This window comes from Cronobacter dublinensis subsp. dublinensis LMG 23823, assembly GCF_001277235.1.
Classification (GTDB): domain Bacteria; phylum Pseudomonadota; class Gammaproteobacteria; order Enterobacterales; family Enterobacteriaceae; genus Cronobacter; species Cronobacter dublinensis.
Map to the genome: position 1 here is coordinate 1,088,326 of NZ_CP012266.1, position 24,365 is coordinate 1,112,690.

The following is a 24,365-nucleotide window of genomic DNA, read 5'->3' on the forward strand; positions in this document are numbered from 1 at the left end:
ATCGTGGTGTTATACGTTTATTTATCACGTTGGATTATGAAATTCGCTAACGCTTCCAGTGTCGCGGTATCCAGCGCCTGGGCTTTCAGCGGCGCCAGCGCCGCCAGCGCGTCGTCGCACAAACTGCGCGCTTTCGCCTGAGCGTGCTCAAGACCCAGCAGGGCGGGATAGGTGCTTTTGCCAAGTTGCTGATCGGCACCCTGGCGTTTACCAAGGGTTGCAGTATCACCCACCACATCCAGAATGTCATCCTGTACCTGGAAGGCGAGGCCGATGCTTTCTGCGTAGCTGTCAAGATAACCCAGCGCCTCGCGGCCTTTATCGCCAGCGCATAAGGCGCCCATGCGAACCGCCGCGCGGATAAGCGCGCCGGTTTTATGGCGATGGATGCGCTCCAGCGCGTCGAGATCGACCTGCTGGCCTTCGGCTTCGAGATCGAGCGCCTGACCGCCGCACATGCCCGCCACGCCGCTCGCTTTCGCGAGCTCAGAGACCATCGCGAGACGGTCGCGCAGCGTCACGTTGTCCATCGGCGCGTCGCTTAAAATAGAGAACGCCAGCGTTTGCAGCGCGTCGCCTGCGAGAATAGCGCTCGCTTCGCCAAAGCGGATATGGCAGGTAGGCTGACCGCGGCGCAGGTCGTCGTCGTCCATCGCCGGCAGATCGTCATGCATCAGCGAATAGGCGTGAATACACTCGATGGCGGCGGCCGGGGCATCCAGCGCGGTCGGATTGACGCCGAACATTTCGCCGGTCGCGTAGACCAGGAACGGCCGCAGGCGTTTACCGCCTAATAATGTGCCGTAGAGCATCGCCTCAACCAGTGGACTCTTCTGAAACGGCAGGGCGCCGATAAAATGCTGCAGCGCGCTGTTGGCCCGCTCAGCCTGCGACTGAAGCTGTTGACTGAAATCCATGTTTACTCGGCGTCCGGCGTAAAGGGGGTAAGAGGCGCGTCTTCGTTCTGAGAAAGCAGGATCTGCACGCGCTGCTCCGCCTGTTGCAGTTTTACCTGGCCCTGGCGCGCGAGCTGCACGCCGCGTTCAAATTCATTGAGCGCCTCTTCGAGCGGCAGGTCGCCGCTTTCCAGACGGGTGACGATAAGCTCAAGTTCCGACAGGGCTGTTTCGAAGCTGGCCGGCTGTTCATTTTTCTTCGGCATAGTAAATGTCTGACTCTATGGGTTAACTGTCATTTCAGCGACACTGCATGGTAGCGGAGACGCAAAGATTAGCAAATAACGCCTTGTGGGTTGGTAACTGGCGCAGTTACACCGCGATGGTGATATACTGCCGGGCTCACGATGCAGGCGCTCGACGTCCTGCAGTACTCTTTTCTAAGCCCCGGTGGGCTTGCCAACGAATCATAGCCACCATGAAGTTTATCATTAAATTATTCCCGGAAATCACCATTAAAAGCCAGTCTGTGCGGTTGCGCTTTATAAAAATCCTGACCGGGAATATTCGTAACGTACTGAAACACTACGATGAAAATCTTGCCGTGGTTCGCCACTGGGACCATATCGTGGTGCGTATTAAAGATGAAACCATGCACGATACCGTGCTTGACGCGCTGACCCGCATTCCCGGCATTCACCACGTGCTGGAAGTGGATGATGTGCCGTTCACGGACATGCACGACATTTTCGAGAAAGCGCTCGCCAACTGGCGTGAGCAGCTCGAAGGGAAAACGTTCTGCGTGCGCGTTAAGCGACGCGGTCAACATGAGTTTAGCTCTATTGAAGTGGAGCGCTATGTCGGCGGCGGTTTAAATCAGCATATTGAATCCGCCCGCGTCAAACTCAAGCAGCCAGACGTCACCGTCAATCTGGAGATTGAAGATGATCGTCTGCTGTTGATCAAAGGCCGCTACGAAGGCATCGGCGGTTTCCCAATAGGCACCCAGGAAGATGTGCTGTCGCTGATTTCCGGCGGTTTCGACTCCGGTGTCTCCAGCTACATGCTGATGCGTCGCGGCTGCCGCGTGCATTACTGCTTCTTTAACCTCGGCGGCGCCGCGCATGAAATCGGCGTGCGTCAGGTGGCGCACTATCTGTGGAGCCGCTTTGGCAGCTCGCACCGCGTGCGTTTTGTGGCGATTAACTTCGAGCCTGTCGTCGGCGAAATTCTGGAAAAAGTGGACGACGGCCAGATGGGCGTTGTGCTCAAGCGCATGATGGTACGCGCGGCGTCGAAAGTGGCGGAGCGCTACGGCGTGCAGGCGCTGGTCACCGGCGAGGCGCTGGGCCAGGTCTCCAGCCAGACGCTGACCAACCTGCGCCTTATCGATAATGTCTCCGATACGCTGGTGCTGCGCCCGCTTATCTCTTATGACAAAGAGCACATTATCGATATCGCGCGCAAAATCGGCACCGAAGATTTCGCGCGGACCATGCCGGAATATTGCGGCGTGATTTCGAAAAGCCCGACTGTGAAGGCCGTGAAAGGGAAAATCGAAGCCGAAGAAGCGAACTTCGATTTCACTATTCTTGACCGCGTGGTGGCTGAAGCCACCAATGTTGATATCCGCGAAATCGCCGAGCAGACCGAGCAGCAGGTGGTGGAAGTGGAAACCGTCAGCGGTTTCGGCCCGAACGACGCGATCCTGGATATCCGCTCCATCGACGAGCAGGATGACAAACCGCTGGCTATCGACGGCGTCGAGGTGGTTTCGCTGCCGTTCTACAAGCTCAGCACGAAGTTTGGCGATCTCGACCAGAGCAAAACGTACCTGCTGTGGTGCGAGCGTGGCGTGATGAGCCGCCTGCAGGCGTTGTACCTGCTGGAGCAGGGCTTTAAGAATGTGAAAGTCTACCGTCCGTAACGCCGGGCGTTTCGCAGAGACAAAAAAATCCCCTCAGCCGAGGGGATTTTTATTGGCGGCATTTCAGCGGTGACGCTTAATAGTCGCGATAGCTGTAAATGCCTGCCGCCATCACCAGTTGCCCGGCAACTTCATGCGCTTTCTCGCGCCCGACCAGCACGTCGATAATCTTCAACGCGAAGTCAATTGCGGTGCCCGGTCCCTGGCTGGTCAGCAGGTTGACGCGCGGATCCCAGACCACGCGTTTATCCTGCCACTGCTCCTCAGGAATAGTCTCTTTGAGTGCCGGGAAGCCGGTCATATTGCCGATGGGAAAAAGCTCGTGCGGCACCAGCACCGTGCCTGCCGCCGCGCAAATAGCGGCGACAATTCGCCCCGAGAGATGAAACTGGCGCACGGTTTCGACCAATAACGGGCTGTCGCGAAACGCTTCGGCGCCTTTCAGGCCGCCCGGCAGCACGATGACGTCGAAATCGCCGTCCGCCACTTCCACCAGCGGCGCGTCCGCCAGCAGCCGGACGCCGCGCGAGCAGGTAATGGTGAGATTGCCGTCGCTCGCGACGCTCGCGGTGGTGACGTTAATGCCGCCGCGCACCAGCAAATCGATGGTGGTGACCGCTTCGGTCTCTTCAGTGCCAGGGGCGAGGCATACCAGTGCCGATGCGCTCATACTCATTCTCCTTGCGTTTAATCTGTTCATACAGACGGCTGTTTACCGGCAGCGTCAGGCCATGCGCTCTGGCGCGGCGCAGCAGATAGCCGGTGATGTAATCAATTTCGGTATGACGCTGCTGGCGGACATCCTGCAGCATTGATGAAATATTGGCGGCGGTGCTCTCAATCACCTGGTCGATATAATAAAGCAGGCTGTCTGTCGACGTGTGATAGCCCTCGCGCTGCATGACCTGCGCCACCTCCGCGCAAATCTCCCGCACTTCATCATGGCGCGCGCGCAGGTCGCCGTTCGGGCAGTTGTAAAGCGCCGTCAGCGGGTTAATGACGCAGTTGACGGCAAGCTTGATCCAGCGCGACGCGTTAATGTTATCGTGCCAGGCGACATCGGGCAGCGCCTGTTGCAGCAGCGCCGCCAGTCGGGAGTAATCCTGCGCGCCCGGCGTAACGGGGCCCATATGGGTGGTGCCGCAGGCAACGTGGATGACCCGACTGCCGTCGCGCCGGGCGGCATGGGTGGTGACCCCGGCGAGCAGCGGCTGAACTACCGCGCGCAGCTCATCCAGCGTGCCCATGCCGTTATGAAGCAGCAAAATGGGGCTGACGGCGGGCAGACGCGCGGCGAGGGTGTTCACCGCCTCTGAGACCTGCCAGGCTTTCAGCGTCACCAGCAGCAGCTCGCTGTCGGCGAGAAAGGCGGTGTCGTTGGCCAAAAACGTATGTGTAAATGCGCTGCCGTCGGTTTCCACCAGACTGACCTGACAGGAGGATTGCGGCACGCGCAGCCACCCCTGCACCTCGTGACCTTGTTTATGCAGCGCGCTCATCCAGAGCTGGCCTAAAGCGCCGCATCCAAGCACGGTAATTTTCATTGTTCCTCCTCGCCCGCAACGGCACCGGGCGTTGTGTCATACGTCTATTATAACGTGAGCGCTCAGGCTTTCGCCTGCTGCCGGTTTCCGGGTTGTGTTATGCGCCTTTGCGGGTATTATGCAACGCACATACTGAGAGGGAGATAGAAAACATGCCATCTTTTGACATTGTCTCTGAGGTCGAAATGCGCGAAGTGCAGAACGCGGTTGAGAACGCCACGCGTGAACTGGAAACCCGTTTCGACTTTCGCAACGTGACCGCGAGCTTCGAGCTGAACGAAAAAAATCAGACCATTAAAGTGACGAGCGAATCCGATTTCCAGGTCAATCAACTGCTGGATATCCTGCGCGCAAAACTGCTCAAACGCGGCATTGAAGGCAGCTCCATCGACGTGCCGGAAGAGTTTGAACACAGCGGCAAAACCTGGAGCGTGGAAGCGAAGCTCAAGCAGGGCATCGACACCGCGATGGCGAAGAAAATCGTCAAGCTTATTAAAGACAGCAAGCTGAAAGTCCAGGCGCAGATCCAGGGCGAGCAGGTGCGTGTTACCGGCAAAGCCCGCGACGACCTCCAGCAGGCAATCGCGCTGGTGCGCGGCGGTAACCTCGGCCAGCCGTTCCAGTTCAATAACTTCCGCGACTAAACACCGGAAGCGTAAAACACAAAGGGCGGATAATCCGCCCTTTTTTACGTCTGCTGCCCGCGGTTACGCGTGGCGGATCTGCTGTTCTATCTCGACGCGGTTCGTCACTTTAGTGTCGATTTTTAAATACGCGCTGCGCTCATCGGCCACTACCACCGCTTCGCTGACGCCTGCGGTCTCCCGCAAACGCTGCGCGAGCGATTCATCCGCCGTCACCTCAGGCGGAATTTCCACGCGAATGCTGCTGACATACGGCGGCTCTTTCATCGTGGTACTGACCAGCAGCCAGACAGTCGCCAGCAGCGCGCCCACCAGAAACACCGTTTGCGAGTCAAAGAGGCCGTCGAGCCAGCCGCCGAGCGAGCCGCCGATCGCGACACCCAGGAACTGGCTGGTGGAGTAAACGCCCATCGCGGTGCCTTTATAGCCCGCCGGCGACTCCTTGCTGATAAGCGACGGCAGCAGCGCTTCCATCAGGTTAAACGCCACGAAGAACAGTTGTACGCCGACGATAAGCTCCCAGAAGTGCGGACCAGCGCCCCACAGGACGATTTCCGCAATCAGTAGTAGCGCCACGCAGAAGAGAAACACGCGTTTCATTTTGCGCTTCGCTTCGGCGTAAATGATAAACGGTACCACCGAGACGAACGAAATCAGCATGGTGCAGAGATAGACCTTCCAGTGCGCCGCTGCCGGATAACCTGCCGCTTCGAGCTGGCCGGGTAGTGCGACGAAGGTCGACATCAGCAGGATATGCAGGCACATGATGCCGAAGTTGAGCTTCAGCAGCGTCGGCTCCGCCAGCACTTTACGAAAGCAGCCCTTCACCATGCCGGAGTCGCGGTTCAGCACGTGGCTGCCGCTGTCGGGCACGACCCAGAGCGTAATGATAATGCCCGCCGTCGCGAGCACCGCGATCATCCAGAACAGCGCATGCAGGCCGAGCGCGTGGGTGATAATCGGGCCGAGCACCATCGCGATGGCGAACGTCACCCCGAAGCTGACGCCGATAAAGGCCATCGCCTTGGTGCGGTTCTGTTCGCGGGTGAGGTCAGAGAGGAGGGCCATCACGGCGGCGGCGATAGCGCCGGAGCCCTGTAATGCGCGCCCGAGAATAATGCCCCAGATGGAGTCGGTCAGCGCGGCGACCAGGCTGCCGATAACAAAAATCGCGAGGCCGCCGACAATCAGCGGTTTACGACCAATACGGTCAGAGAGCAGGCCAAACGGCACCTGGAAAATCGCCTGCGCGAGGCCGTAAATACCGATAGCGAGGCCAATCAGCGCTTCGCTGGCGCCCTGTAGCGCCATTCCGTAAGTAGTAATGACCGGCAGCACCATAAACATGCCGAGCATGCGCAAAGAAAAAACCGTCCCTAAACCCCATGTCGCGCGCAACTCGACTGGCGTCATTTTGTTATCGTTCATTACCACCTCAGATAAAAAGCAGGCCTTAGTGTAGTGCGAGGGCAGGGGAGGGTAAATGCCGGGTTATTTAGAAAATATTTCAAGGGTTAACTATTAGTGCGGCCAATGAATCACGGCCCGGATTGGCGCAATAAAAAAGGGTGCCGCAGCACCCTTTTTCGTGTCGGTAACTTACCAGACGTAAGTCATCAGACTATGTGAATCCGGCACCATAAAGTCCACGGACATCATCACGCTCAGCGACGTAATCGCGACAATCGAGAACACAAACAGTTTGCGCGCCCAGACTTTGTCATTTTCAGCCTTGTAGCCGCGCAGGGCCATGCCAAGCCACCAGACGCTGACCGCTGCCGCCACCACCAGGTATTTATACCCGGCATAACCCCCTAACGAGAGCATCAGCGTCGCCACGGCGAAGGCGATGATATAAAGGGTGATATGGTTTTTCGCCACAGAGATCCCTTTTACCACCGGCAACACCGGAATATTGGCGGCCTGATAATCCTTAAAGCGGAAAATCGCAATCGCGTAGGAGTGCGGCATCTGCCACAGGCTGAAAATCGCAAGCAGGATCAACGCGCCGGTATCGAACTCGTTGGTCACCGCGCAGTAGCCGATAACCGGCGGCGCCGCGCCCGACAGCGAGCCAATCAACGTGCCATAGACCGAGTGGCGTTTCATGTAGAGGCTATAAACCCCGACATAGACCACGAAGCCCATGACCGCGAGCCACATCGCCAGCGGGTTGGCGCCGAACCAGAGCAGCATAAAGCCAGCAATACCCAACAAGGTGGCGTACACCAGCGACATTTTCGGCGAAATCAGTCCTTTCACCAGCACACGGTTTTTGGTGCGCTCCATTTTGCGGTCGATATCACGGTCGATGTAGTTGTTAAACACACAACCGGACGCCACGACCAGCGACACCCCCACGAGGGTGAAAAGGAACAGGGGATAATCGATGCTGCCTTTGGAAGCCAGCAGGAATCCCCCGATAACCGATATCAGGTTGCCGAAAATGATGCCTGGTTTCGTTACTTGCAGGTATTGCTTAATCATACTCGCCGCTCTTAGTGAACCATCATGTTGTAATTCAGGTTCCACATAATCCAGATAGAGCCTACCACTACAATCGCGATAATCAGCAACGTAAAGACAAAGGCTACCAGGTTCCAGCGCTCCTCAGAGGAGGCGTTCATGTGCAGGAAGCACACCAGGTGAACCAGAATCTGTACGACTGCGGTTGCCACGACCACACCCAGCAGGGTGCCGTGAGATGCGGAGCCGTTCATGACCATCCAGAACGGGATTACTGTCAGAATAACCGACAGGATAAACCCGATCAGGTACGTCTTGACGCCACCGTGATGAGCGCCGTTGTGATCGGTTGAATGACTCATTACATCGCCCCCATCAGATAGACTACAGAGAATACACAGATCCACACTACGTCCAGGAAGTGCCAGAACATGCTCAGGCACATCAGGCGCGCGCGGTTGTTATGGGTCAGACCGCGGCGGGAGACGTGAATCATCATCACGATCATCCAGATAAGGCCAGAAGTTACGTGGATACCGTGGGTGCCGACCAGAGTAAAGAACGCTGACAGGAAGCCGCTCTTATCCGGGCCGAAGCCTTCCGCGATCAGATGATGGAATTCATAGATTTCCATCGCCACGAACCCTGCGCCAAACAGGAAGGTCAGGGCGAGCCAGGACATGACCTGGCTCTGGTTGTTTTTGTTCATGGCGATCATCGCCATGCCATACGTGATGGAGGAGAACAACAGCAGGAAAGTTTCAACCAGCACAAACGGCAGTTCGAAAATGTCTTTCCCGGTCGGGCCCCCCGCCGTGCCGTTCACGAGAACGGCATAGGTGGCAAACAGACATGCAAAGAGAATGCAGTCGCTCATCAGGTAGATCCAGAAGCCGAACACTTTGTTCGCTCCTGCATCGTGGTGCCCATGCTCATGGCTGCCATGGGCAAGTTCGTGATTAATGCTCTCAGTTGACATTTTTCAGCCCTGCTTTGGTGATTTCTTCGAAGTGCTGGTTTTCCAGTTTCTCAACGGTGGCTACCGGTACGTAGTAATCCACGTCTTCATCGAAGCTCTTCGCAATCCAGGTAATAACGATACCCGCGAAGCCCAGGATAGCCAGCCACCAGATGTGCCAGATCATCGCGAAGCCAAAGATGGTGCTGAACGCGCCGATGAAAATACCCGCTGCGCTGTTGCGCGGCATATGAATTTCTTCATAGTGCGCCGGCTGCTTGTAAGCTTCACCTTTGTCTTTCATTTCCCAGAACGCATCGCGCTCGTGGATTTCCGGTACTACTGCGAAGTTATAGAACGGCGGCGGAGAAGAGGTTGCCCACTCCAGCGTACGGCCGCCCCACGGGTCGCCAGTCAGGTCGCGGTTCAGATGACGGTCGCGAACACTCACGTAGATCTGCAGAACGATGCACAGGATACCGCAGGCAATCAGCAGCGCGCCGATTTCAGCCACAATCATCAGCGGCTGGAACATCGGGTCGATGTTCTGGCTAACGCGACGCGTCATACCCATGAAGCCCATGGCGTACAGCGGCATAAAGGTCACGAAGAAGCCGATGATCCAGAACCAGAAAGCACGGATGCCCCAGGTTTCGTTCATCTTGTAGCCAAAGGCTTTCGGCCACCAGTAGCTCATACCGGCGAAGCACCCGAAGACCACACCACCGATAATCACGTTATGGAAGTGCGCAATCAGGAACAGGCTGTTGTGCAGTACGAAGTCTGCGCCCGGTACTGCCAGCAGCACGCCGGTCATACCACCGATGGAGAAGGTGATGATGAAGCCGATAGTCCACAGCATGGAGGAGTGGAACTGGATGCGGCCCTGATACATGGTGAACAGCCAGTTGAAGATCTTCACCCCGGTCGGGATGGCGATAATCATCGTGGTGATACCAAAGAAGGCGTTCACGTTCGCGCCACTGCCCATGGTGAAGAAGTGGTGCAGCCACACGATGAACGACAGCACGGTAATCGCGATAGTCGCCCATACGAGGGAGGTGTAACCGAACAGACGTTTCTTCGAGAAGGTGGAGGTGATTTCAGAGAACACACCAAACACCGGCAGAACCAGGATGTACACTTCCGGATGGCCCCAGGCCCAAATCAGGTTCACGTACATCATCATGTTGCCGCCCATATCATTGGTAAAGAAATGGGTGCCCAGATAGCGGTCCAGGGTTAGCAACGCAATCGTAACGGTCAGGATCGGGAAGGAGACGATAATCAGGACGTTAGTACACAGCGACGCCCAGGTGAATACCGGCATTTTGAACATGGTCATGCCCGGCGCACGCATCTTCAGAATGGTCACGAAGAAGTTGATACCGGTCAGTGTCGTACCAATACCGGAGAGCTGGAGACTCCAGATCCAGTAGTCCACCCCAACGCCCGGACTGTACTCAATACCCGAGAGCGGCGGATAGGCCACCCAACCGGTCTGAGCGAACTCGCCCACGCCCAGAGAGACGTTCACAAGGATTACCCCGACAACGGTGAACCAGAAGCTCAGGTTGTTCAGGAACGGATATGCCACGTCGCGCGCGCCGATCTGCAGCGGAACCACCAGGTTCATCAGACCGATAACGAACGGCATCGCCACGAAGAAGATCATGATAACGCCGTGGGCGGTAAAGATCTGATCGTAGTGATGCGGCGGCAGGAACCCGGCTTCGCCGGAGGCCGCCAGCAACTGCTGGGTACGCATCATGATGGCGTCCGCGAAGCCGCGAACCAGCATCACGATAGCCACGAGGATATACATTACCCCCAGACGTTTGTGGTCCACAGACGTGAGCCACTCGTTCCACAGATAAGACCACTTACCGAAGTAAGTGATAGCTGCAACTAGCGCCAGACCCCCGACGATAATGGCAGCCACCGTAACCATGATAATTGGCTCATGGTACGGAATTGCATCCAGTGTAAGTTTTCCGAACATCGTATTATTCCTCGGCCCCTTAGTGAGAGGTTTCCGCGTGATTCATGTCCATGCCTTCCATGCCTTCGTGGGCGTTGTGCTCCCCTTCAGACTGAGTCACGTCCATGCTCTTCCCAGGTCCCATGAATTTGTTAATAACGTCTTTAAACAAATCCGGTTTTACGCTGGAGAAGTATTCGACTTTGTTGTATTCGCTCGGGGCCGCCAGCTTGTCATAGGTCGCCATATCGTTAATGGTTTTGCCAGACTGCTTCGCTTTGGCCACCCACTGGTTGAAGGTCTCGTTATCCGGCGTGGCGATTGCCTTGAACTTCATGCCGGAGAAACCTGCACCACTGTAGTTAGCAGAAATACCGTCGTAGGTGCCGGCTTCGTTCGCAATCAGGTGCAGTTTGGTCTGCATGCCTGCCATTGCGTAGATCTGGCTACCCAGGCGCGGAATAAAGAAGGAGTTCATCACCGAGTTGGAGGTGATTTTGAATTCCACAGGCGTGTTCGCCGGGAACGCGATTTCATTGACCGTTGCGATGCCCTGCTCCGGATAAATGAAGAACCACTTCCAGTCCATTGCGATAACTTCGATGGTCACCGGCTTCGCATCGTGCGCCAGCGGACGGCTGGGTTCGAGCGAGTGCGTGGTTTTCCATGTCAGTACTGCAAGGAAAATGATGATAAGGATAGGGATGGTCCAGACAACAGCTTCAACTTTGTTGGAGTGTGACCAGTTGGGGCTGTATTTTGCGTCCTTATTGGTTGCCCGATATTTCCAGGCGAAGCCAATAGCCATCAAGATGGCTGGAATCACGACAATCAACATCAGCCCGAGGGCGGTCAGTATCAATGAACGTTGCTCCAGTCCAATCTGTCCTTTGGGGTTGAGAAGCGCAGCATCACAGCCACTGAGTAAAACAGTGCCTGCGAATAATGACAGCAGTCCCAAACTTTTATTGTATTTCCTGAGTCTCATTTAACGACCTCAATTCAGGGGGATCTGGTGGCGGTTAAAGTGTGCCGGGCATTTTACGGGAAGGTTACATTACTGTAAACACGAATGGCGCAGTGTCTGTGGGGTGTAACCGGGTTCTGTCGCTACCGTCACAGCCAATGCAACAAAATGTAAAATGTAAGCCATGACAGCCACATGGCAAGGGTTATAACAAAATCCTATGTAAAGTAAGGTCAAGACGGGAATTGAGTATATAGGGGCGGAAATGGCATACAATAAATTAACAAGGCGGTTTCAAATGAGAAACAATAACGGCGGGAAAATAATTTTTCACGGTGCTGAATCGTTAAAAATAATGTCGCACAGAATGATAAACGAAATTATTTAAAGTCTCTGCTACCAAATTTCGATAAATATATCTAAGCAAATCAGATGCTATTTTATTGACCAGCAAATTGAAACGCTTTTCTGGTAGTGCTTTTTTTCTGGCGATAAAAGCAACAATAAAACAACAATTATTCAGGGTAAAGGATTGATACACATGGAAACAGCAACGCCTTTAGTGGGCATCGATTTAGGCACGTCTAACAGCGCGGTGGCCTGGTTTACCGATGGGCGTGCGACGCTGATTGCCGATGGCGATAACCGCGTGCTCACGCCGTCGGTCGTCGGCCTGGACGACGAGGGTCATATCATTGTCGGTGCGGCGGCGAAAGCGCGGCTGGTCAGTCATCCAACGCTCACGCACGCCAGCTTTAAACGCTACATGGGCACCGACAAAATTTTTATCCTCGGCGAGCACCGCTTTCGCGCGGAAGAGCTTTCGGCCCTGGTGCTGCGCAAACTGAAAGCCGATGCCGAAGTGGCGCTTGGCGTCACAATCACGCGCGCGGTGATTACTGTTCCTGCTTGGTTTAACGATATTCAGCGTAAAGCGGTCAAAACGGCCGGGCATCTGGCGGGGCTCGAGGTGGAGCGGCTGGTCAATGAACCGACGGCAGCGTCGCTGGCCTATGGCCTTGCCGAAAACCGCGAGCAAAAGTTTCTGGTGTTCGATCTCGGCGGCGGCACGTTTGACGTTTCCATCGTCGATATGTTTGAAGGCGTGATTGAAGTGCGCGCCAGCAGCGGCGACGCGCGCCTCGGCGGCGATGATTTTACCGATATTATCCGCCAGTGGATGTTGTCGCGTTACCCGGACTACCGCCCTGCAGATGCCTTCGAAGAAGCGCAGCTGACCGAACAGGCTGAACATCTTAAACACCAGCTGACACAGCAGCCGCTGGCGACGGCCACGCTCCACGCGGGCGGGCAGGAAATGACGTGGCGGCTTGATAACGACCGGCTTACTGACATTTGCCAGCCGCTGCTGGCGCGCCTGAAGCAGCCGGTGATTCAGGCGCTGCGCGATGCCCGTTTTGATATCAGCGATCTGGACGACATTATCCTGGTGGGCGGTGCCACGCGTATGCCGGTGGTGCGCCAGCTGGCAGCGCGCATGTTTGGCCGCTTCCCGCGCGCCGAACTGAACCCGGATGAAGTGGTGGCGCTGGGCGCGGGCATTCAGGCCGGGCTTGCAAGCCTCGATGCCGCGCTCGACGACATCGTGCTGACCGACGTCATGCCCTATTCGCTCGGCATCGAAACCGCGCGTCGTCATGGCGAGCGTTTTGAGAGCGGCTATTTCCTGCCCATCATCGAGCGCAACAGCTTTGTGCCGGTCAGCATGTTCCGCTCCATCGCGACCGTATACGACAACCAGCGCCAGCTGGAGATCGCCGTGTTCCAGGGCGAGGCGCGTCGGGTGGCCGAAAATATCCTGCTCGACAAATTCACGCTTGATATTCCACCGCGCCCGGCAGGCGAGGTCACGGTGGAGGTGCGTTTCACCTATACCCTCGACGGGATCCTCGAAGTGGAGTGCAAAATCGACGGTCAGGAGGGAGTGGCGTCGCTGGTGATTGAGCGCGCGCCCGGCAGCCTCAGCCCGGAAGAGATCCAGCAGCGGCTGGCGCAGTTGAACGCGCTGAAAATCCACCCGCGGGATCGCACTGAAAACCGGCAACTGCTGGCGCTGGCGAGCCAGCGCTACGAGCAGACGCTCGGCGAACGACGCCATCTTATCGATCACTACAGCGCGCAGTTTGAGCAGGCGCTGGAAAGCCAGGATCTGCGCACGATCGCCGAGGCGCGTCAGTCGCTGGAGCAGATCCTCGCCCAGTTTGACGACGGGCTACGCTAATGGACGCCTGGAGCCTTCTCGGCCTTGAGCCGACCAAAGACAAAGCCGCGCTGCGCCGCGCCTGGGCGAAAGTGGTGAAGCAGAACCGTCCGGACAAAGATCCGCAGCGGTATCAGCGGTTGCGCGAAGCCTATGAGGCGGCGCAGCGCTATCAGGAAATTGACGAAGAAGAAGACGAAGCCGACAACGACGAGGCGCAAGCTCCCGTCATTATCACCGACGGCGCGATCCCCGCGTGGCTGCAAACCGCGCTGGAGGAAGCCCCGCCGCCATTGCCCGATATCGCGTCGCAGCCTGGCTGGGATGCGCAGCAGCTTCGCGAGAAAGCGCAGTCGCTGTCGACTTTCGTTGTCGCCGATGAAATGGCGGGCTGTGAGCAACTGGAAACGTATCTGATCACCGAACTGCCGGATGCGCTGGCGGCGCGGCGCTATTTCAGCGAGGCGTTTGCCGGGGCGCTGGCGGAGGAGCAATGGCTCACGCGCGGCCAGCTGGAGCATGTCGGCAGGATAATGGGGTGGGAACTTGAGAGCTATCGCAGTACGGCGCTACCCGACTGGCTGGTGGAGGCGCTCGATGCGCGTGTCGCCACCACGGAAGACGACTACCGTATGATTGTGGAGCATGGGCAGCATCAGGTGAGCTGGCTGTCAAAAGCGCGCTGGCGGCTAATGACCGAGCCGCAGGCACCGCTGCCGTGGTGGGGGCGCTTATGGCCTGGCTTTCTTGATGAGGCGCGCCAGCGCGTACAGGCGATGTGCAGCGAACAGCCAGGGTTATGGCAGCGTATTAACCCGGTGATGAGGGACCTGCTCTATACGCCAGGCACGGCGCTGTCGATGCACCTTTTTATGAGTCTGCTGTTCTGGGGCGGCGTGCTGGGCTTTCTGGCGTTCGACCCGAAGGTAACGCTACTGGATGTCGGTGTTGTCGCTGCCATCGTCGCCGCTTATCTGCTCGGTATTCCTTATCTCTGGAACCGCTATTCTGAGGGCAGCGGCAGGCGGATCGCCGTGCGTGTGGGATACGTGCTGTTATCACTTGCGCTGCTGGCGATCCCGGTGGGGCTTTTTGCGCACTATGCCGTGACGTTCTATGAGAGAAACCACGAAATCACGCCGCTGCTCTATGTCAGCGTGATTATCGTGGGGGTGCTGGTGGTGTGCCTGAGACCGCAGGCGCGGCAGTGGTGGCGCTGGCCCATTGATATCATCTCCGGGCCGGTGGGATTTCCTGTGCAGTTTCTTCGTCAGCTACCGTGGATCATTAACCTGTTTTTGATTCCGTTCGGCACAAAGGTCTACAGCGTATTGGTAAGCATGTTTATTGTGTTCATCCATCCCTGACGATTACCGTTGTGCTCGGCGGCGCAGCGCCAGGTAATCGAGCAGACAACCCAGCACGATACCACCCAGCGCCAGCAGCGCGCCGGCTTCGGGCAGCGTAACGCTAACGCTCAGCGCGCTCAGGCCCAGCGCGTTGCTGACAATTAGCAGAAGCCAGACGCCGAGCAGGGCGCAACCGGCCATCAGCAGACGCAGCGCAAAGCGATAACCCGCCGGGTACGCCTGGCGGCGCAGAAACTCGCCGGTTTCACGGGTATATTCCAGCGTCCCCCGGCACAGTTGCAGCAGCAGAAGGCCGGGCAGCGCCGCGACCACCGAGAAGAGATAAAAGCTCGGCCAGCCGTAAGCTTCTACAAACCAGCCCGCCACTGGGCCCACGTAGACGCGGCCAACGGCCGAGAGGGCAGAGAGCAGGGCGAACTGGGTAGCGGAAAACGACTTATTACAGAGCGTCATCAGCAGCGCCACAAACGCCGCAGTGCCCATGCCGCCGCACAGGTTTTCGAAGAACACGGCGGCCGCCATGGTCAGCAGATCTTTATCGCTTACCGAGAGCAGCCAGTAACCGGCATTCGAGGCCGCCTGCAAAATGCCGAAGATCAGCAGCGCGCGAAACAGCGTCAACCGCTGCATCAACACCCCACCGTAGAGCGCGCCGATGATCGTCGCGAGCAGCCCCAGCGTTTTATTCACCATGCCGACCTGGGCGGCGTCAAAGCCTACGCCGCGGATAAGAAAGGTGGTGGTCAGGCTCATGGCGAACGCGTCGCCAAGCTTATAAAGGACAATCAGCAGCAGGATAAGCCAGGCGTTGTTACGCCCGAAGAAATCACGCAGCGGCGCGACAACCGCCTGCTCCAGCGTACGCGGGGCAGGAATGGCGTCGTCAGGCTCCGGCGCAAACCAGGTGGCGATAAGGCAGGGAATAAGGAGCGTCGCCATCAGCCAGTAGGTGGCCTGCCAGCCGAGCCAGCGGTCCGCAAGCCACAGCGCCAGTCCGCCTGAAACCAGCATCGCCAGCCGGTAGCCGAGCACGCTAATCGCCGCGCCCGCGCCGCGCTCGTCGGCAGGCAGCACATCGGTTTTCCAGGCGTCGAACACAATATCCTGCGAGGCCGAACAGAACGCGATAAGCACGGCCAGCGCCGCCATCCAGCGCAGATGCGTTGAAGGCTCCAGAAAGCCCATCCCGGCGATGGCCGCCAGCAGCAACAGTTGCGTGATAAACAGCCAGCCGCGTCGCCTGCCGAAAAGCGGCGGCGTATAGCGGTCCATGACCGGCGACCAGAGAAATTTAAAGACGTAGGCCTGGCCGACAAGCGAGAAAAAGCCGATGGTTTTGAGATCGATATTCTCTACCGTCATCCAGGCCTGGAGCGTACCGGACGTGAGCGCCAGCGGCAGGCCGGAGGCGAAGCCGAGGATCAGTAAAATGGCGGATTTCGGCTGCTGAAAAAGGCGGAAATAATGACTGTGCATGGGCGGCCGTAAAAAAAGCGGCCCGGCGAACCGGGCCTTTAAAAACAAGGATGATTAACGCGCGTTCTGTTTGATGAACTCGTGGATGCTGGTGTCCTGCGCCATGTCGGCGATGGTGTCGCTCAGCACAGAGTTAACCGCGTTGGCGATATTCTGGTTGCTCGCCTGGAAAGCGCCTTCCACAGAATAGCTGGCGCGGTAGTTTTTGGTCATCTTATTGCCGGTTTTCGCGGTCGCGATAATAGAGATGTCCGCTTTGGTGGCGATGTTGTAGCGTACGTTACCCTGCGAGACGTCAGCATACAGCTGGTTGACGATGATCTGCAGGTCTACCGCGCCGCTTGGGCCAATCATATAACCGCGGGAGGTCATCTGTTTTTCCAGCACTTCCTGGAGCAGGAAACGCAGGTCGCGCGAGGCGGTCAGCGTTACCAGCTGGTTGTCGCGGGTCACTTTCGCCAGCGCTTGATCCTGACGCTGGTCGGCGCCGTTGATGCTGACGGTCACGCCCATCAGGCTCGGATCCTGCTGCGGCAGAGTGATTTTCGGGGAGACTTCAATGGTGGTCGGCGGGGTCGCGCAACCGGCCAGCATAAAAAGGGCAACGAGCGGGAAGAGTACTTTTTTTAACATGTTCAGGCTCTCAACGGTCCATGGGCAATAAAGAAGAAAATTCTCGCCATCATAGCATCGCCATGCGCGAGGGGAAGAGGCCAGTCGACTGAAAATAACGCAATGTCTTTTTTATGACCGCCGCCTGGCTTAGCGCCATTCTGAATTGCGGTTAAATGGCGCTGACCGGCGCAGAGCGTGCCATAAAGCGCAGCGGCTGCAAAAGTTAAAATTGTGTTGTTTTTTAACAATGGAAACGGTAAAAGCGGCTAACCTTTAAAGTGATGGCTACCATCGCAGCGTGGTCGAGGAGAGTCTTATGATGATACGCGAGCAGATCGAAGAAAAACTGAAGGCAGCCTTTGAGCCTGTCTTTCTGGATGTGGTGGATGAAAGCTATCGTCATAACGTGCCGGCGGGCTCTGAAAGTCATTTCAAAGTTGTGCTGGTCAGCGATCGCTTCGTCGGCGAGCGCTTTCTTAATCGTCATCGGCTCATCTACGGCATCCTGAGCGAAGAACTGGCCTCGACGGTGCATGCCCTCGCGCTGCACACCTACACCCTGAAAGAGTGGGAAGGGCTTCAGGATACGGTCCTGCCGTCTCCGGCCTGTCGGGGAGCCGGCACGCTGGCCTGATCAATCACAGTTGCAACGTCGGGAGCTTTTCCAGTATGTTGCGCCAGCGGTAATAAAACGAAACGGCCTGCGTGGCCGTTTTTGTTTTGCCTGAATTTTGCGCGCCATGTGCATTTTTCAGTCGTAAATTTGCCGGGAAGTGTGAAAAGAGCCGCAATGCCTCGGCTGGCTTTTCTCGACTCCCCAAGGGGATGCCGCTATAATGCTGCGTCTTATTTTTCGGAATGTCTTCGGGACGATTCTGGCGACAGGGATAGTGTTTCTTCTAAGGAAGACGTCCCGGTTCTGCGAAGCGAATACCATAGGGCTTCCAGAGTTGACCGAGCACTGTGATTTTTTGAGGTAACAAGATGCAAGTTTCAGTTGAAACCACTCAGGGCCTTGGGCGCCGTGTAACGATTACTATCGCTGCTGACAGCATCGAGAACGCTGTAAAAAGCGAGCTGGTCAACGTGGCAAAGAAAGTGCGTATCGACGGCTTTCGCAAAGGCAAAGTACCGATGAATGTTGTTGCTCAGCGTTATGGCGCGTCCGTGCGTCAGGATGTGCTGGGCGATCTGATGAGCCGTCACTTCGTTGACGCTATCATCAAAGAAAAAATCAATCCGGCTGGCGCACCGAACTATGTTCCGGGCGAATATAAACTGGGCGAAGACTTCACCTACGCGGTAGAGTTTGAAGTGTACCCGGAAGTTGAGCTGCAGGGCCTGGAATCTATCGAAGTGGAAAAACCGGTTGTTGAAGTGACCGACGCTGACGTAGACACCATGCTGGATACCCTGCGCAAGCAGCAGGCGACCTGGAAAGACAAAGACGGCGCTGCTGATGCAGAAGACCGTGTCACTATCGACTTCACCGGTTCTGTAGACGGCGAAGAGTTCGAAGGCGGTAAAGCGACCGACTTCGTACTGGCGATGGGCCAGGGCCGCATGATCCCGGGCTTTGAAGAAGGCATTAAAGGCCACAAAGCAGGCGAAGAGTTCACCATCGACGTGACCTTCCCGGAAGAGTACCACGCGGAAAACCTGAAAGGTAAAGCCGCTAAGTTCGTCATCAACCTGAAAAAAGTTGAAGAGCGCGAACTGCCGGAACTGACCGAAGAGTTCATCAAACGTTTCGGCGTTGAAGATGGTTCCGTTGCCGGTCTGCGTACCGAAGTGCGTAAAAACATGGATCGCGAGCTGAAAGGCGCGGTGCGTAACCGCATCAAGTCTCAGGCTATCGACGGTCTGGTGAACGCGAACAACATCGACGTTCCGGCTGCGCTGATCGACGGCGAAATCGACGTGCTGCGCCGCCAGGCCGCACAGCGTTTCGGCGGTAACGAGAAACAGGCTCTGGAACTGCCGCGCGAACTGTTCGAAGAACAGGCTAAACGTCGCGTTGTTGTGGGTCTGCTGCTGGGCGAAGTGATTCGTACCCACGAGCTGAAAGCTGACGAAGATCGTGTGAAAGCGCTGATCGAAGAGATGGCTTCCGCTTACGAAGATCCGTCAGAAGTTATCGAGTTCTACAGCAAGAACAACGAGCTGATGGACAACATGCGCAACGTGGCGCTGGAAGAGCAGGCAGTTGAAGCGGTACTGGCGAAAGCTAAAGTCACCGAGAAGCCGACCTCTTTCCAGGAGCTGATGAACCAGCAGGCGTAAGCCCGTTTCATCGTTCCACGACGAGGCACATGGGCCCGTCACCGCAGGGTGACGGGCTTTTTTGTCACTTTTCCTACCCAGAAATGGCGGGTAAGGGGTGTTTCGGTGTTAGCGTAACAGCAAAAGATTGTTATGCTTGAAACAGGGCATCATTATCCCCATTAATGAAACAGTAAGAAGTGAACGACTGGCTGATAATCCGTCCGTAAGGTGTTTACCGGCAGGAGCGTAGTCATCCTGATCGGTCTCAAGTAGAATCAGTACAGCAGGTTACTCAGAATATTTATCCAGGAGACGGATATGTCATACAGTGACGAACGTGATCAATTTGCACCCCATATGGCGCTGGTGCCGATGGTTGTTGAACAGACCTCGCGCGGCGAGCGTTCTTACGATATTTTCTCCCGTCTGCTCAAGGAACGTATCATTTTTCTGACCGGCCAGGTCGAAGACCAGATGGCCAACCTGATTGTCGCGCAGATGCTGTTTCTGGAAGCGGAAAACCCAGAGAAAGACATCTATCTTTACATTAACTCGCCGGGTGGGGTAATCACCGCCGGGATGTCAATCTACGACACCATGCAGTTTATTCAACCGGACGTCAGCACCATTTGTATGGGCCAGGCCGCCTCAATGGGCGCTTTTCTGCTGACTGCGGGCACGAAAGGTAAACGTTTCTGCCTGCCCAACTCGCGCGTAATGATCCACCAGCCGCTGGGCGGCTACCAGGGGCAGGCGACGGATATCGAAATCCACGCCCGCGAAATCCTGAAAGTGAAAGCACGCATGAACGAACTGATGGCGCAACATACGGGCCAGCCTCTTGAACAAATCGAGAGAGACACTGAGCGCGACCGTTTCCTCTCTGCTGGTGAAGCAGTAGAGTATGGTCTGGTTGACTCCATCATGACCCATCGTAACTGATGCCCGCCACGCGAGGGCCGCTATACTCATTAAGAGATGGCCCTCGGTATCCTGGCGGCAGGCGCTGGTACGAGCATGGCGTTGTCGCGTGCGGCACTAAGAACAGAAAAGAGGTTTTGACTCATGACAGATAAGCGCAAAGACAGCTCAGGCAAACTGTTGTACTGCTCTTTTTGCGGCAAAAGCCAGCATGAAGTGCGCAAGCTAATCGCCGGGCCGTCCGTGTATATCTGCGACGAGTGTGTCGATTTATGTAACGACATTATTCGCGAAGAGATTAAAGAAGTGGCTCCGCACCGTGAACGCAGCGCTCTGCCGACGCCACATGAAATTCGTAGCCATCTTGACGATTATGTTATCGGTCAGGAAAAGGCGAAAAAGGTGCTGGCGGTAGCGGTCTATAACCACTACAAACGCCTGCGCAATGGCGACACCTCTAACGGCGTCGAGCTCGGCAAAAGTAACATTCTGCTGATTGGCCCGACCGGTAGCGGTAAAACCCTGCTGGCCGAAACGCTGGCGCGCCTGCTGGATGTACCGTTCACCATGGCTGACGCCACCACGCTGACCGAAGCCGGTTATGTGGGCGAAGACGTGGAAAACATCATCCAGAAACTGCTGCAGAAGTGCGACTACGACGTACAGAAAGCGCAGCGCGGCATCGTTTATATTGATGAGATTGATAAAATCTCCCGTAAATCCGATAACCCGTCCATCACGCGCGATGTGTCCGGCGAAGGCGTTCAGCAGGCGCTGCTGAAGCTTATCGAAGGCACCGTGGCTGCCGTGCCGCCGCAGGGCGGGCGCAAACATCCGCAGCAGGAGTTCTTGCAGGTTGATACCTCCAAGATCCTCTTTATCTGCGGTGGCGCATTCGCGGGCCTCGACAAAGTGATCGCCAACCGTGTTGAAACCGGCTCCGGCATCGGTTTTGGCGCGACAGTAAAAGGCAAATCGCAGAAGGCGACGGAAGGCGAGCTGCTCTCCCAGGTCGAGCCGGAAGATCTGATCAAATTTGGTCTCATCCCGGAATTCATCGGTCGTCTGCCGGTGGTCGCGACGCTGAACGAGCTGAGCGAAGACGCGCTGATCCAGATCCTCAAAGAGCCGAAAAACGCCCTGACCAAGCAGTATCAGGCGCTGTTTAACCTCGAAGGCGTGGAACTGGAGTTCCGCGACGAAGCGCTCGAAGCTATCGCCAAAAAAGCGATGTCGCGTAAAACCGGCGCGCGTGGTCTGCGCTCTATCGTCGAAGCGGCGCTGCTCGAAACCATGTACGATCTTCCTTCTATGGAAGAGGTCGAAAAAGTGGTTATTGACGAGTCCGTGATCGCAGGCCAGAGCGAACCGCTGCTGATTTACGGCAAGCCGGAAGCCCAGCAGGCATCCGGCGAATAATTCGCCAGTTCTGACAATCAGTTAACAATAAATGGGGGAAATAATCCCCCATTTATTTTTCCTGCATCCGTGCCGTTGAATGTGCGGGAAACATCCCCATATACTGATTTACTTATTGGTGATGCCGTGAAGTGCGTTCACATGCGCCCCATCACCAGGCGGAAACTAAACTAAGAGAGAGCTCTATGAATCCTGAGCGTTCTGAACGCATTGAAATCCCCGTATTGCCATTGCGCGATGTGGTGGTTTATCCGCACATGGTTATCCCTTTGTTTGTGGGACGGGAAAAGTCTATTCGTTGCCTTGAAGCCGCCATGGATAATGACAAAAAAGTCATGCTGGTGGCGCAGAAAGAAGCTTCAACGGATGAGCCGGGCGTCAACGATCTGTTCACAGTGGGCACCGTGGCGTCTATTTTGCAGATGCTGAAACTGCCGGACGGCACCGTTAAAGTGCTGGTCGAAGGTTTGCAGCGCGCGCGTATCACCACGCTTTCCGACAACGGCGACCACTTCGCCGCTAAAGCCGAATATCTGGAATCGCCGGCCATTGACGAGCGCGAGCAGGAAGTGCTGGTGCGCACCGCCATCAGCCAGTTCGAAGGCTACATCAAGCTTAATAAAAAAATTCCGCCAGAAGTGCTGACGTCGCTGAATAGCATCGACGATCCGGCGCGTCTTGCGGATACCATCGCCGCGCACATGCCGCTGAAACTCAGCGACAAGCAGTCGGTGCTGGAGATGTCTGACATCAACGAGCGTCTGGAATACCTGATGGCGATGATGGAGTCGGAAATCGACCTGCTGCAGGTGGAGAAACGCATCCGTAATCGCGTCAAAAAACAGATGGAAAAAAGCCAGCGCGAGTACTATCTGAACGAGCAAATGAAAGCCATTCAGAAAGAGCTCGGCGAGATGGACGACGCGCCGGACGAAAACGAAGCGCTGAAGCGTAAAATCGACGCGGCCAAAATGCCGAAAGAGGCGAAAGAGAAAGCCGAAGCCGAGCTTCAGAAGCTGAAAATGATGTCCCCGATGTCCGCCGAAGCCACCGTGGTGCGCGGCTACATCGACTGGATGGTTCAGGTGCCGTGGAATGCGCGCAGCAAAGTCAAAAAAGACCTGCGCCAGGCCCAGGAGATTCTGGATACCGACCACTACGGCCTTGAGCGCGTCAAAGACCGTATTCTGGAATACCTCGCGGTTCAGAGCCGTGTGAACAAAATCAAAGGGCCGATCCTCTGCCTGGTGGGGCCGCCGGGGGTAGGTAAAACCTCGCTCGGTCAGTCCATCGCCAAAGCGACCGGTCGTAAATATGTTCGTATGGCGCTGGGCGGCGTACGTGATGAAGCGGAAATCCGCGGTCACCGCCGTACTTACATCGGTTCTATGCCGGGTAAACTGATCCAGAAAATGGCGAAAGTGGGCGTTAAAAACCCGCTGTTCCTGCTCGATGAGATCGACAAAATGTCTTCCGACATGCGTGGCGATCCGGCTTCCGCCCTGTTGGAAGTGCTCGATCCGGAACAGAACGTGGCCTTTAACGATCACTACCTGGAAGTGGATTACGACTTAAGCGATGTCATGTTCGTCGCCACGTCCAACTCCATGAACATTCCGGCGCCGCTGCTGGACCGTATGGAAGTAATCCGTCTTTCCGGCTACACCGAAGATGAAAAACTCAATATCGCCAAACGCCACCTGCTGCCGAAGCAGATCGAGCGTAACGCGCTGAAAGAGAATGAAATCGAGGTGGATGACAGCGCTATCATCGGCATCATCCGTTACTACACCCGCGAAGCGGGCGTGCGTAGCCTTGAGCGTGAAATCTCGAAACTGTGCCGTAAAGCGGTCAAACAGCTGCTGCTGGATAAATCGCTCAAGCGCATCGAGATCAACGGCGACAACCTGAAGGATTTCCTGGGCGTTCAGCGCTTCGACTACGGTCGTGCCGACAGCGAAAACCGCGTAGGGCAGGTCACTGGCCTGGCGTGGACGGAAGTGGGCGGCGATCTGCTGACCATTGAAACCGCCTGCGTGCCGGGTAAAGGCAAGCTGACGTACACGGGCTCTCTTGGCGAAGTCATGCAGGAGTCTATCCAGGCGGCGTTAACCGTGGTTCGCGCGCGTGCTGAGAAGCTTGGCATCAACAGCGACTTCTACGAAAAACGTGATATTCACGTTCACGTGCCGGAAGGCGCTACGCCGAAAGATGGCCCGAGCGCCGGTATCGCCATGTGCACCGCGCTGGTCTCTTGCCTCACCGGCAACCCGGTTCGCGCCGATGTGGCGATGACGGGTGAAATCACGCTGCGTGGTCAGGTACTGCCGATTGGCGGCCTGAAAGAGAAACTGCTGGCGGCGCACCGTGGTGGCATCAAAACGGTGCTGATCCCGGACGAGAACAAGCGTGACCTGGAGGAAATTCCGGAGAATGTCATTGCCGATCTGGAAATCCATCCGGTGAAACGCATTGAAGAAGTGCTGAGTCTGGCGCTGCAAAACGCGCCGTACGGCATGCAGGTCGCGACCGCAAAATAGTGACCTGACGCAAGCAGGCTGAGAAAAACAGGGCTGGTGAGTGCTTTCGCACTTGCCAGCCTTTTTTTGTATAGCTACTTTAGATTGCCAGTCCGGGGAGCCATCAACAACTCCTGTTGTAAGGGCATGAGAGGACTGCTATAACTGCTGCGCGG

The 24,365-nt window shown here is 56.4% G+C and carries 21 protein-coding genes; 9 read left to right on the plus strand and 12 right to left on the minus strand.

The window, feature by feature from the left end; all coding sequences use genetic code 11:
* Window positions 1-17: 17 nt before the first annotated feature.
* Complete coding sequence (gene ispA, locus AFK67_RS04995; protein ID WP_032967112.1) at window positions 18-917, minus strand: (2E,6E)-farnesyl diphosphate synthase; 900 nt, start codon at window positions 915-917, stop codon at window positions 18-20.
* Between the two features lie 2 nt (window positions 918-919).
* Entirely contained in the window at window positions 920-1,162 is a 243-nt protein-coding gene (gene xseB / locus AFK67_RS05000) for an exodeoxyribonuclease VII small subunit (protein ID WP_007755514.1), read from the minus strand.
* A gap of 212 nt (window positions 1,163-1,374) precedes the next feature.
* Here xseB and thiI point away from each other — a divergent pair, with 212 nt between their 5' ends.
* Window positions 1,375-2,823 carry a tRNA uracil 4-sulfurtransferase ThiI gene (thiI, locus tag AFK67_RS05005; protein WP_007720365.1) on the plus strand — a complete coding sequence of 483 codons (1,449 nt, stop codon included), beginning with the start codon at window positions 1,375-1,377 and terminating at the stop codon, window positions 2,821-2,823.
* A 76-nt stretch (window positions 2,824-2,899) separates the two neighbouring features.
* On the opposite strand, the gene yajL is transcribed toward thiI, so the two are convergent.
* Window positions 2,900-3,493: a protein deglycase YajL gene (gene yajL, locus AFK67_RS05010; protein WP_007720362.1), complete on the minus strand. Its 594-nt coding sequence runs from the start codon at window positions 3,491-3,493 to the stop codon at window positions 2,900-2,902.
* On the minus strand, window positions 3,453-4,367 hold the full coding sequence (panE, locus tag AFK67_RS05015; protein WP_007720352.1) for a 2-dehydropantoate 2-reductase: 915 nt from the start codon (window positions 4,365-4,367) through the stop codon (window positions 3,453-3,455). The genes yajL and panE overlap by 41 nt, the downstream gene beginning before the upstream one ends.
* Window positions 4,368-4,519: 152 nt before the next feature.
* Between panE and AFK67_RS05020 the strand changes: the two genes are divergently transcribed.
* Complete coding sequence (locus tag AFK67_RS05020; RefSeq protein WP_007720350.1) at window positions 4,520-5,011, plus strand: YajQ family cyclic di-GMP-binding protein; 492 nt, start codon at window positions 4,520-4,522, stop codon at window positions 5,009-5,011.
* 63 nt (window positions 5,012-5,074) lie between these two features.
* Here the strand turns inward: AFK67_RS05020 and AFK67_RS05025 are convergent, their stop codons facing one another.
* From AFK67_RS05025 to cyoA, 6 genes are all read right to left on the minus strand, one after another.
* The gene (locus AFK67_RS05025) at window positions 5,075-6,439 is read right to left on the minus strand and encodes an MFS transporter (protein WP_032967094.1); all 1,365 of its coding nucleotides are present in this window, start codon (window positions 6,437-6,439) and stop codon (window positions 5,075-5,077) included.
* A 171-nt stretch (window positions 6,440-6,610) separates the two neighbouring features.
* A complete protein-coding gene (cyoE, locus tag AFK67_RS05030; RefSeq protein ID WP_007720347.1) occupies window positions 6,611-7,498 on the minus strand; it encodes a heme o synthase in 888 nt (295 codons plus the stop codon).
* 11 nt (window positions 7,499-7,509) lie between these two features.
* Window positions 7,510-7,839 (minus strand): cytochrome o ubiquinol oxidase subunit IV, encoded by a 330-nt coding sequence (locus AFK67_RS05035; RefSeq protein ID WP_004387740.1) that lies wholly within the window; start codon window positions 7,837-7,839, stop codon window positions 7,510-7,512.
* The gene (locus AFK67_RS05040; protein ID WP_032967093.1) at window positions 7,839-8,456 is read right to left on the minus strand and encodes a cytochrome o ubiquinol oxidase subunit III; all 618 of its coding nucleotides are present in this window, start codon (window positions 8,454-8,456) and stop codon (window positions 7,839-7,841) included. The genes AFK67_RS05035 and AFK67_RS05040 overlap by 1 nt, the downstream gene beginning before the upstream one ends.
* On the minus strand, window positions 8,446-10,437 hold the full coding sequence (gene cyoB / locus AFK67_RS05045; RefSeq protein ID WP_032967091.1) for a cytochrome o ubiquinol oxidase subunit I: 1,992 nt from the start codon (window positions 10,435-10,437) through the stop codon (window positions 8,446-8,448). The genes AFK67_RS05040 and cyoB overlap by 11 nt, the downstream gene beginning before the upstream one ends.
* Before the next feature lie 19 nt (window positions 10,438-10,456).
* A complete protein-coding gene (gene cyoA / locus AFK67_RS05050; protein ID WP_032967089.1) occupies window positions 10,457-11,404 on the minus strand; it encodes a cytochrome o ubiquinol oxidase subunit II in 948 nt (315 codons plus the stop codon).
* A 520-nt stretch (window positions 11,405-11,924) separates the two neighbouring features.
* Between cyoA and AFK67_RS05055 the strand changes: the two genes are divergently transcribed.
* Together AFK67_RS05055 and AFK67_RS05060 are read left to right on the plus strand one after the other, a co-directional pair.
* Window positions 11,925-13,625 (plus strand): molecular chaperone HscC, encoded by a 1,701-nt coding sequence (locus tag AFK67_RS05055; RefSeq protein WP_038884077.1) that lies wholly within the window; start codon window positions 11,925-11,927, stop codon window positions 13,623-13,625.
* On the plus strand, window positions 13,625-14,971 hold the full coding sequence (locus tag AFK67_RS05060) for a J domain-containing protein (RefSeq protein ID WP_007720335.1): 1,347 nt from the start codon (window positions 13,625-13,627) through the stop codon (window positions 14,969-14,971). The genes AFK67_RS05055 and AFK67_RS05060 overlap by 1 nt, the downstream gene beginning before the upstream one ends.
* A gap of 3 nt (window positions 14,972-14,974) precedes the next feature.
* On the opposite strand, the gene ampG is transcribed toward AFK67_RS05060, so the two are convergent.
* Both ampG and AFK67_RS05070 read right to left on the minus strand, forming a co-directional pair.
* A complete protein-coding gene (gene ampG / locus AFK67_RS05065; protein ID WP_007720333.1) occupies window positions 14,975-16,450 on the minus strand; it encodes a muropeptide MFS transporter AmpG in 1,476 nt (491 codons plus the stop codon).
* Between the two features lie 54 nt (window positions 16,451-16,504).
* Window positions 16,505-17,083: a lipoprotein gene (locus AFK67_RS05070; protein WP_007673843.1), complete on the minus strand. Its 579-nt coding sequence runs from the start codon at window positions 17,081-17,083 to the stop codon at window positions 16,505-16,507.
* 298 nt (window positions 17,084-17,381) lie between these two features.
* Between AFK67_RS05070 and bolA the strand changes: the two genes are divergently transcribed.
* The 5 genes from bolA to lon all read left to right on the plus strand — a co-directional run bounded on the left by bolA (window position 17,382) and on the right by lon (window position 24,210).
* Window positions 17,382-17,699, plus strand: coding sequence for a transcriptional regulator BolA (gene bolA / locus AFK67_RS05075; protein ID WP_004387733.1), 318 nt, complete (start codon window positions 17,382-17,384; stop codon window positions 17,697-17,699).
* A 350-nt stretch (window positions 17,700-18,049) separates the two neighbouring features.
* Complete coding sequence (tig, locus tag AFK67_RS05080; protein ID WP_007720329.1) at window positions 18,050-19,348, plus strand: trigger factor; 1,299 nt, start codon at window positions 18,050-18,052, stop codon at window positions 19,346-19,348.
* Window positions 19,349-19,648: 300 nt separating this feature from the next.
* Window positions 19,649-20,272 (plus strand): ATP-dependent Clp endopeptidase proteolytic subunit ClpP, encoded by a 624-nt coding sequence (clpP, locus tag AFK67_RS05085; protein ID WP_004387730.1) that lies wholly within the window; start codon window positions 19,649-19,651, stop codon window positions 20,270-20,272.
* A gap of 123 nt (window positions 20,273-20,395) precedes the next feature.
* Window positions 20,396-21,670 (plus strand): ATP-dependent protease ATP-binding subunit ClpX, encoded by a 1,275-nt coding sequence (gene clpX / locus AFK67_RS05090; protein ID WP_004387729.1) that lies wholly within the window; start codon window positions 20,396-20,398, stop codon window positions 21,668-21,670.
* Between the two features lie 185 nt (window positions 21,671-21,855).
* Complete coding sequence (lon, locus tag AFK67_RS05095) at window positions 21,856-24,210, plus strand: endopeptidase La (protein ID WP_071601122.1); 2,355 nt, start codon at window positions 21,856-21,858, stop codon at window positions 24,208-24,210.
* Window positions 24,211-24,365: the final 155 nt, after the last annotated feature.

What these genes read in the sequence shown, in the direction of transcription:
- cyoB (WP_032967091.1), bottom strand. Translation starts at nt 10,437, where the DNA reads ATGTTCGGAAAACTTACACTGGATGCAATTCCGTACCATGAGCCAATT.
- thiI (WP_007720365.1), top strand. Translation starts at nt 1,375, where the DNA reads ATGAAGTTTATCATTAAATTATTCCCGGAAATCACCATTAAAAGCCAG.
- ampG (WP_007720333.1), bottom strand. Translation starts at nt 16,450, where the DNA reads ATGCACAGTCATTATTTCCGCCTTTTTCAGCAGCCGAAATCCGCCATT.
- clpP (WP_004387730.1), top strand. Translation starts at nt 19,649, where the DNA reads ATGTCATACAGTGACGAACGTGATCAATTTGCACCCCATATGGCGCTG.
- AFK67_RS05035 (WP_004387740.1), bottom strand. Translation starts at nt 7,839, where the DNA reads ATGAGTCATTCAACCGATCACAACGGCGCTCATCACGGTGGCGTCAAG.
- AFK67_RS05025 (WP_032967094.1), bottom strand. Translation starts at nt 6,439, where the DNA reads ATGAACGATAACAAAATGACGCCAGTCGAGTTGCGCGCGACATGGGGT.
- bolA (WP_004387733.1), top strand. Translation starts at nt 17,382, where the DNA reads ATGATGATACGCGAGCAGATCGAAGAAAAACTGAAGGCAGCCTTTGAG.
- clpX (WP_004387729.1), top strand. Translation starts at nt 20,396, where the DNA reads ATGACAGATAAGCGCAAAGACAGCTCAGGCAAACTGTTGTACTGCTCT.
- AFK67_RS05040 (WP_032967093.1), bottom strand. Translation starts at nt 8,456, where the DNA reads ATGTCAACTGAGAGCATTAATCACGAACTTGCCCATGGCAGCCATGAG.
- panE (WP_007720352.1), bottom strand. Translation starts at nt 4,367, where the DNA reads ATGAAAATTACCGTGCTTGGATGCGGCGCTTTAGGCCAGCTCTGGATG.
- lon (WP_071601122.1), top strand. Translation starts at nt 21,856, where the DNA reads ATGAATCCTGAGCGTTCTGAACGCATTGAAATCCCCGTATTGCCATTG.
- cyoA (WP_032967089.1), bottom strand. Translation starts at nt 11,404, where the DNA reads ATGAGACTCAGGAAATACAATAAAAGTTTGGGACTGCTGTCATTATTC.
- AFK67_RS05070 (WP_007673843.1), bottom strand. Translation starts at nt 17,083, where the DNA reads ATGTTAAAAAAAGTACTCTTCCCGCTCGTTGCCCTTTTTATGCTGGCC.
- tig (WP_007720329.1), top strand. Translation starts at nt 18,050, where the DNA reads ATGCAAGTTTCAGTTGAAACCACTCAGGGCCTTGGGCGCCGTGTAACG.
- AFK67_RS05055 (WP_038884077.1), top strand. Translation starts at nt 11,925, where the DNA reads ATGGAAACAGCAACGCCTTTAGTGGGCATCGATTTAGGCACGTCTAAC.
- cyoE (WP_007720347.1), bottom strand. Translation starts at nt 7,498, where the DNA reads ATGATTAAGCAATACCTGCAAGTAACGAAACCAGGCATCATTTTCGGC.
- ispA (WP_032967112.1), bottom strand. Translation starts at nt 917, where the DNA reads ATGGATTTCAGTCAACAGCTTCAGTCGCAGGCTGAGCGGGCCAACAGC.
- xseB (WP_007755514.1), bottom strand. Translation starts at nt 1,162, where the DNA reads ATGCCGAAGAAAAATGAACAGCCGGCCAGCTTCGAAACAGCCCTGTCG.
- yajL (WP_007720362.1), bottom strand. Translation starts at nt 3,493, where the DNA reads ATGAGCGCATCGGCACTGGTATGCCTCGCCCCTGGCACTGAAGAGACC.
- AFK67_RS05060 (WP_007720335.1), top strand. Translation starts at nt 13,625, where the DNA reads ATGGACGCCTGGAGCCTTCTCGGCCTTGAGCCGACCAAAGACAAAGCC.
- AFK67_RS05020 (WP_007720350.1), top strand. Translation starts at nt 4,520, where the DNA reads ATGCCATCTTTTGACATTGTCTCTGAGGTCGAAATGCGCGAAGTGCAG.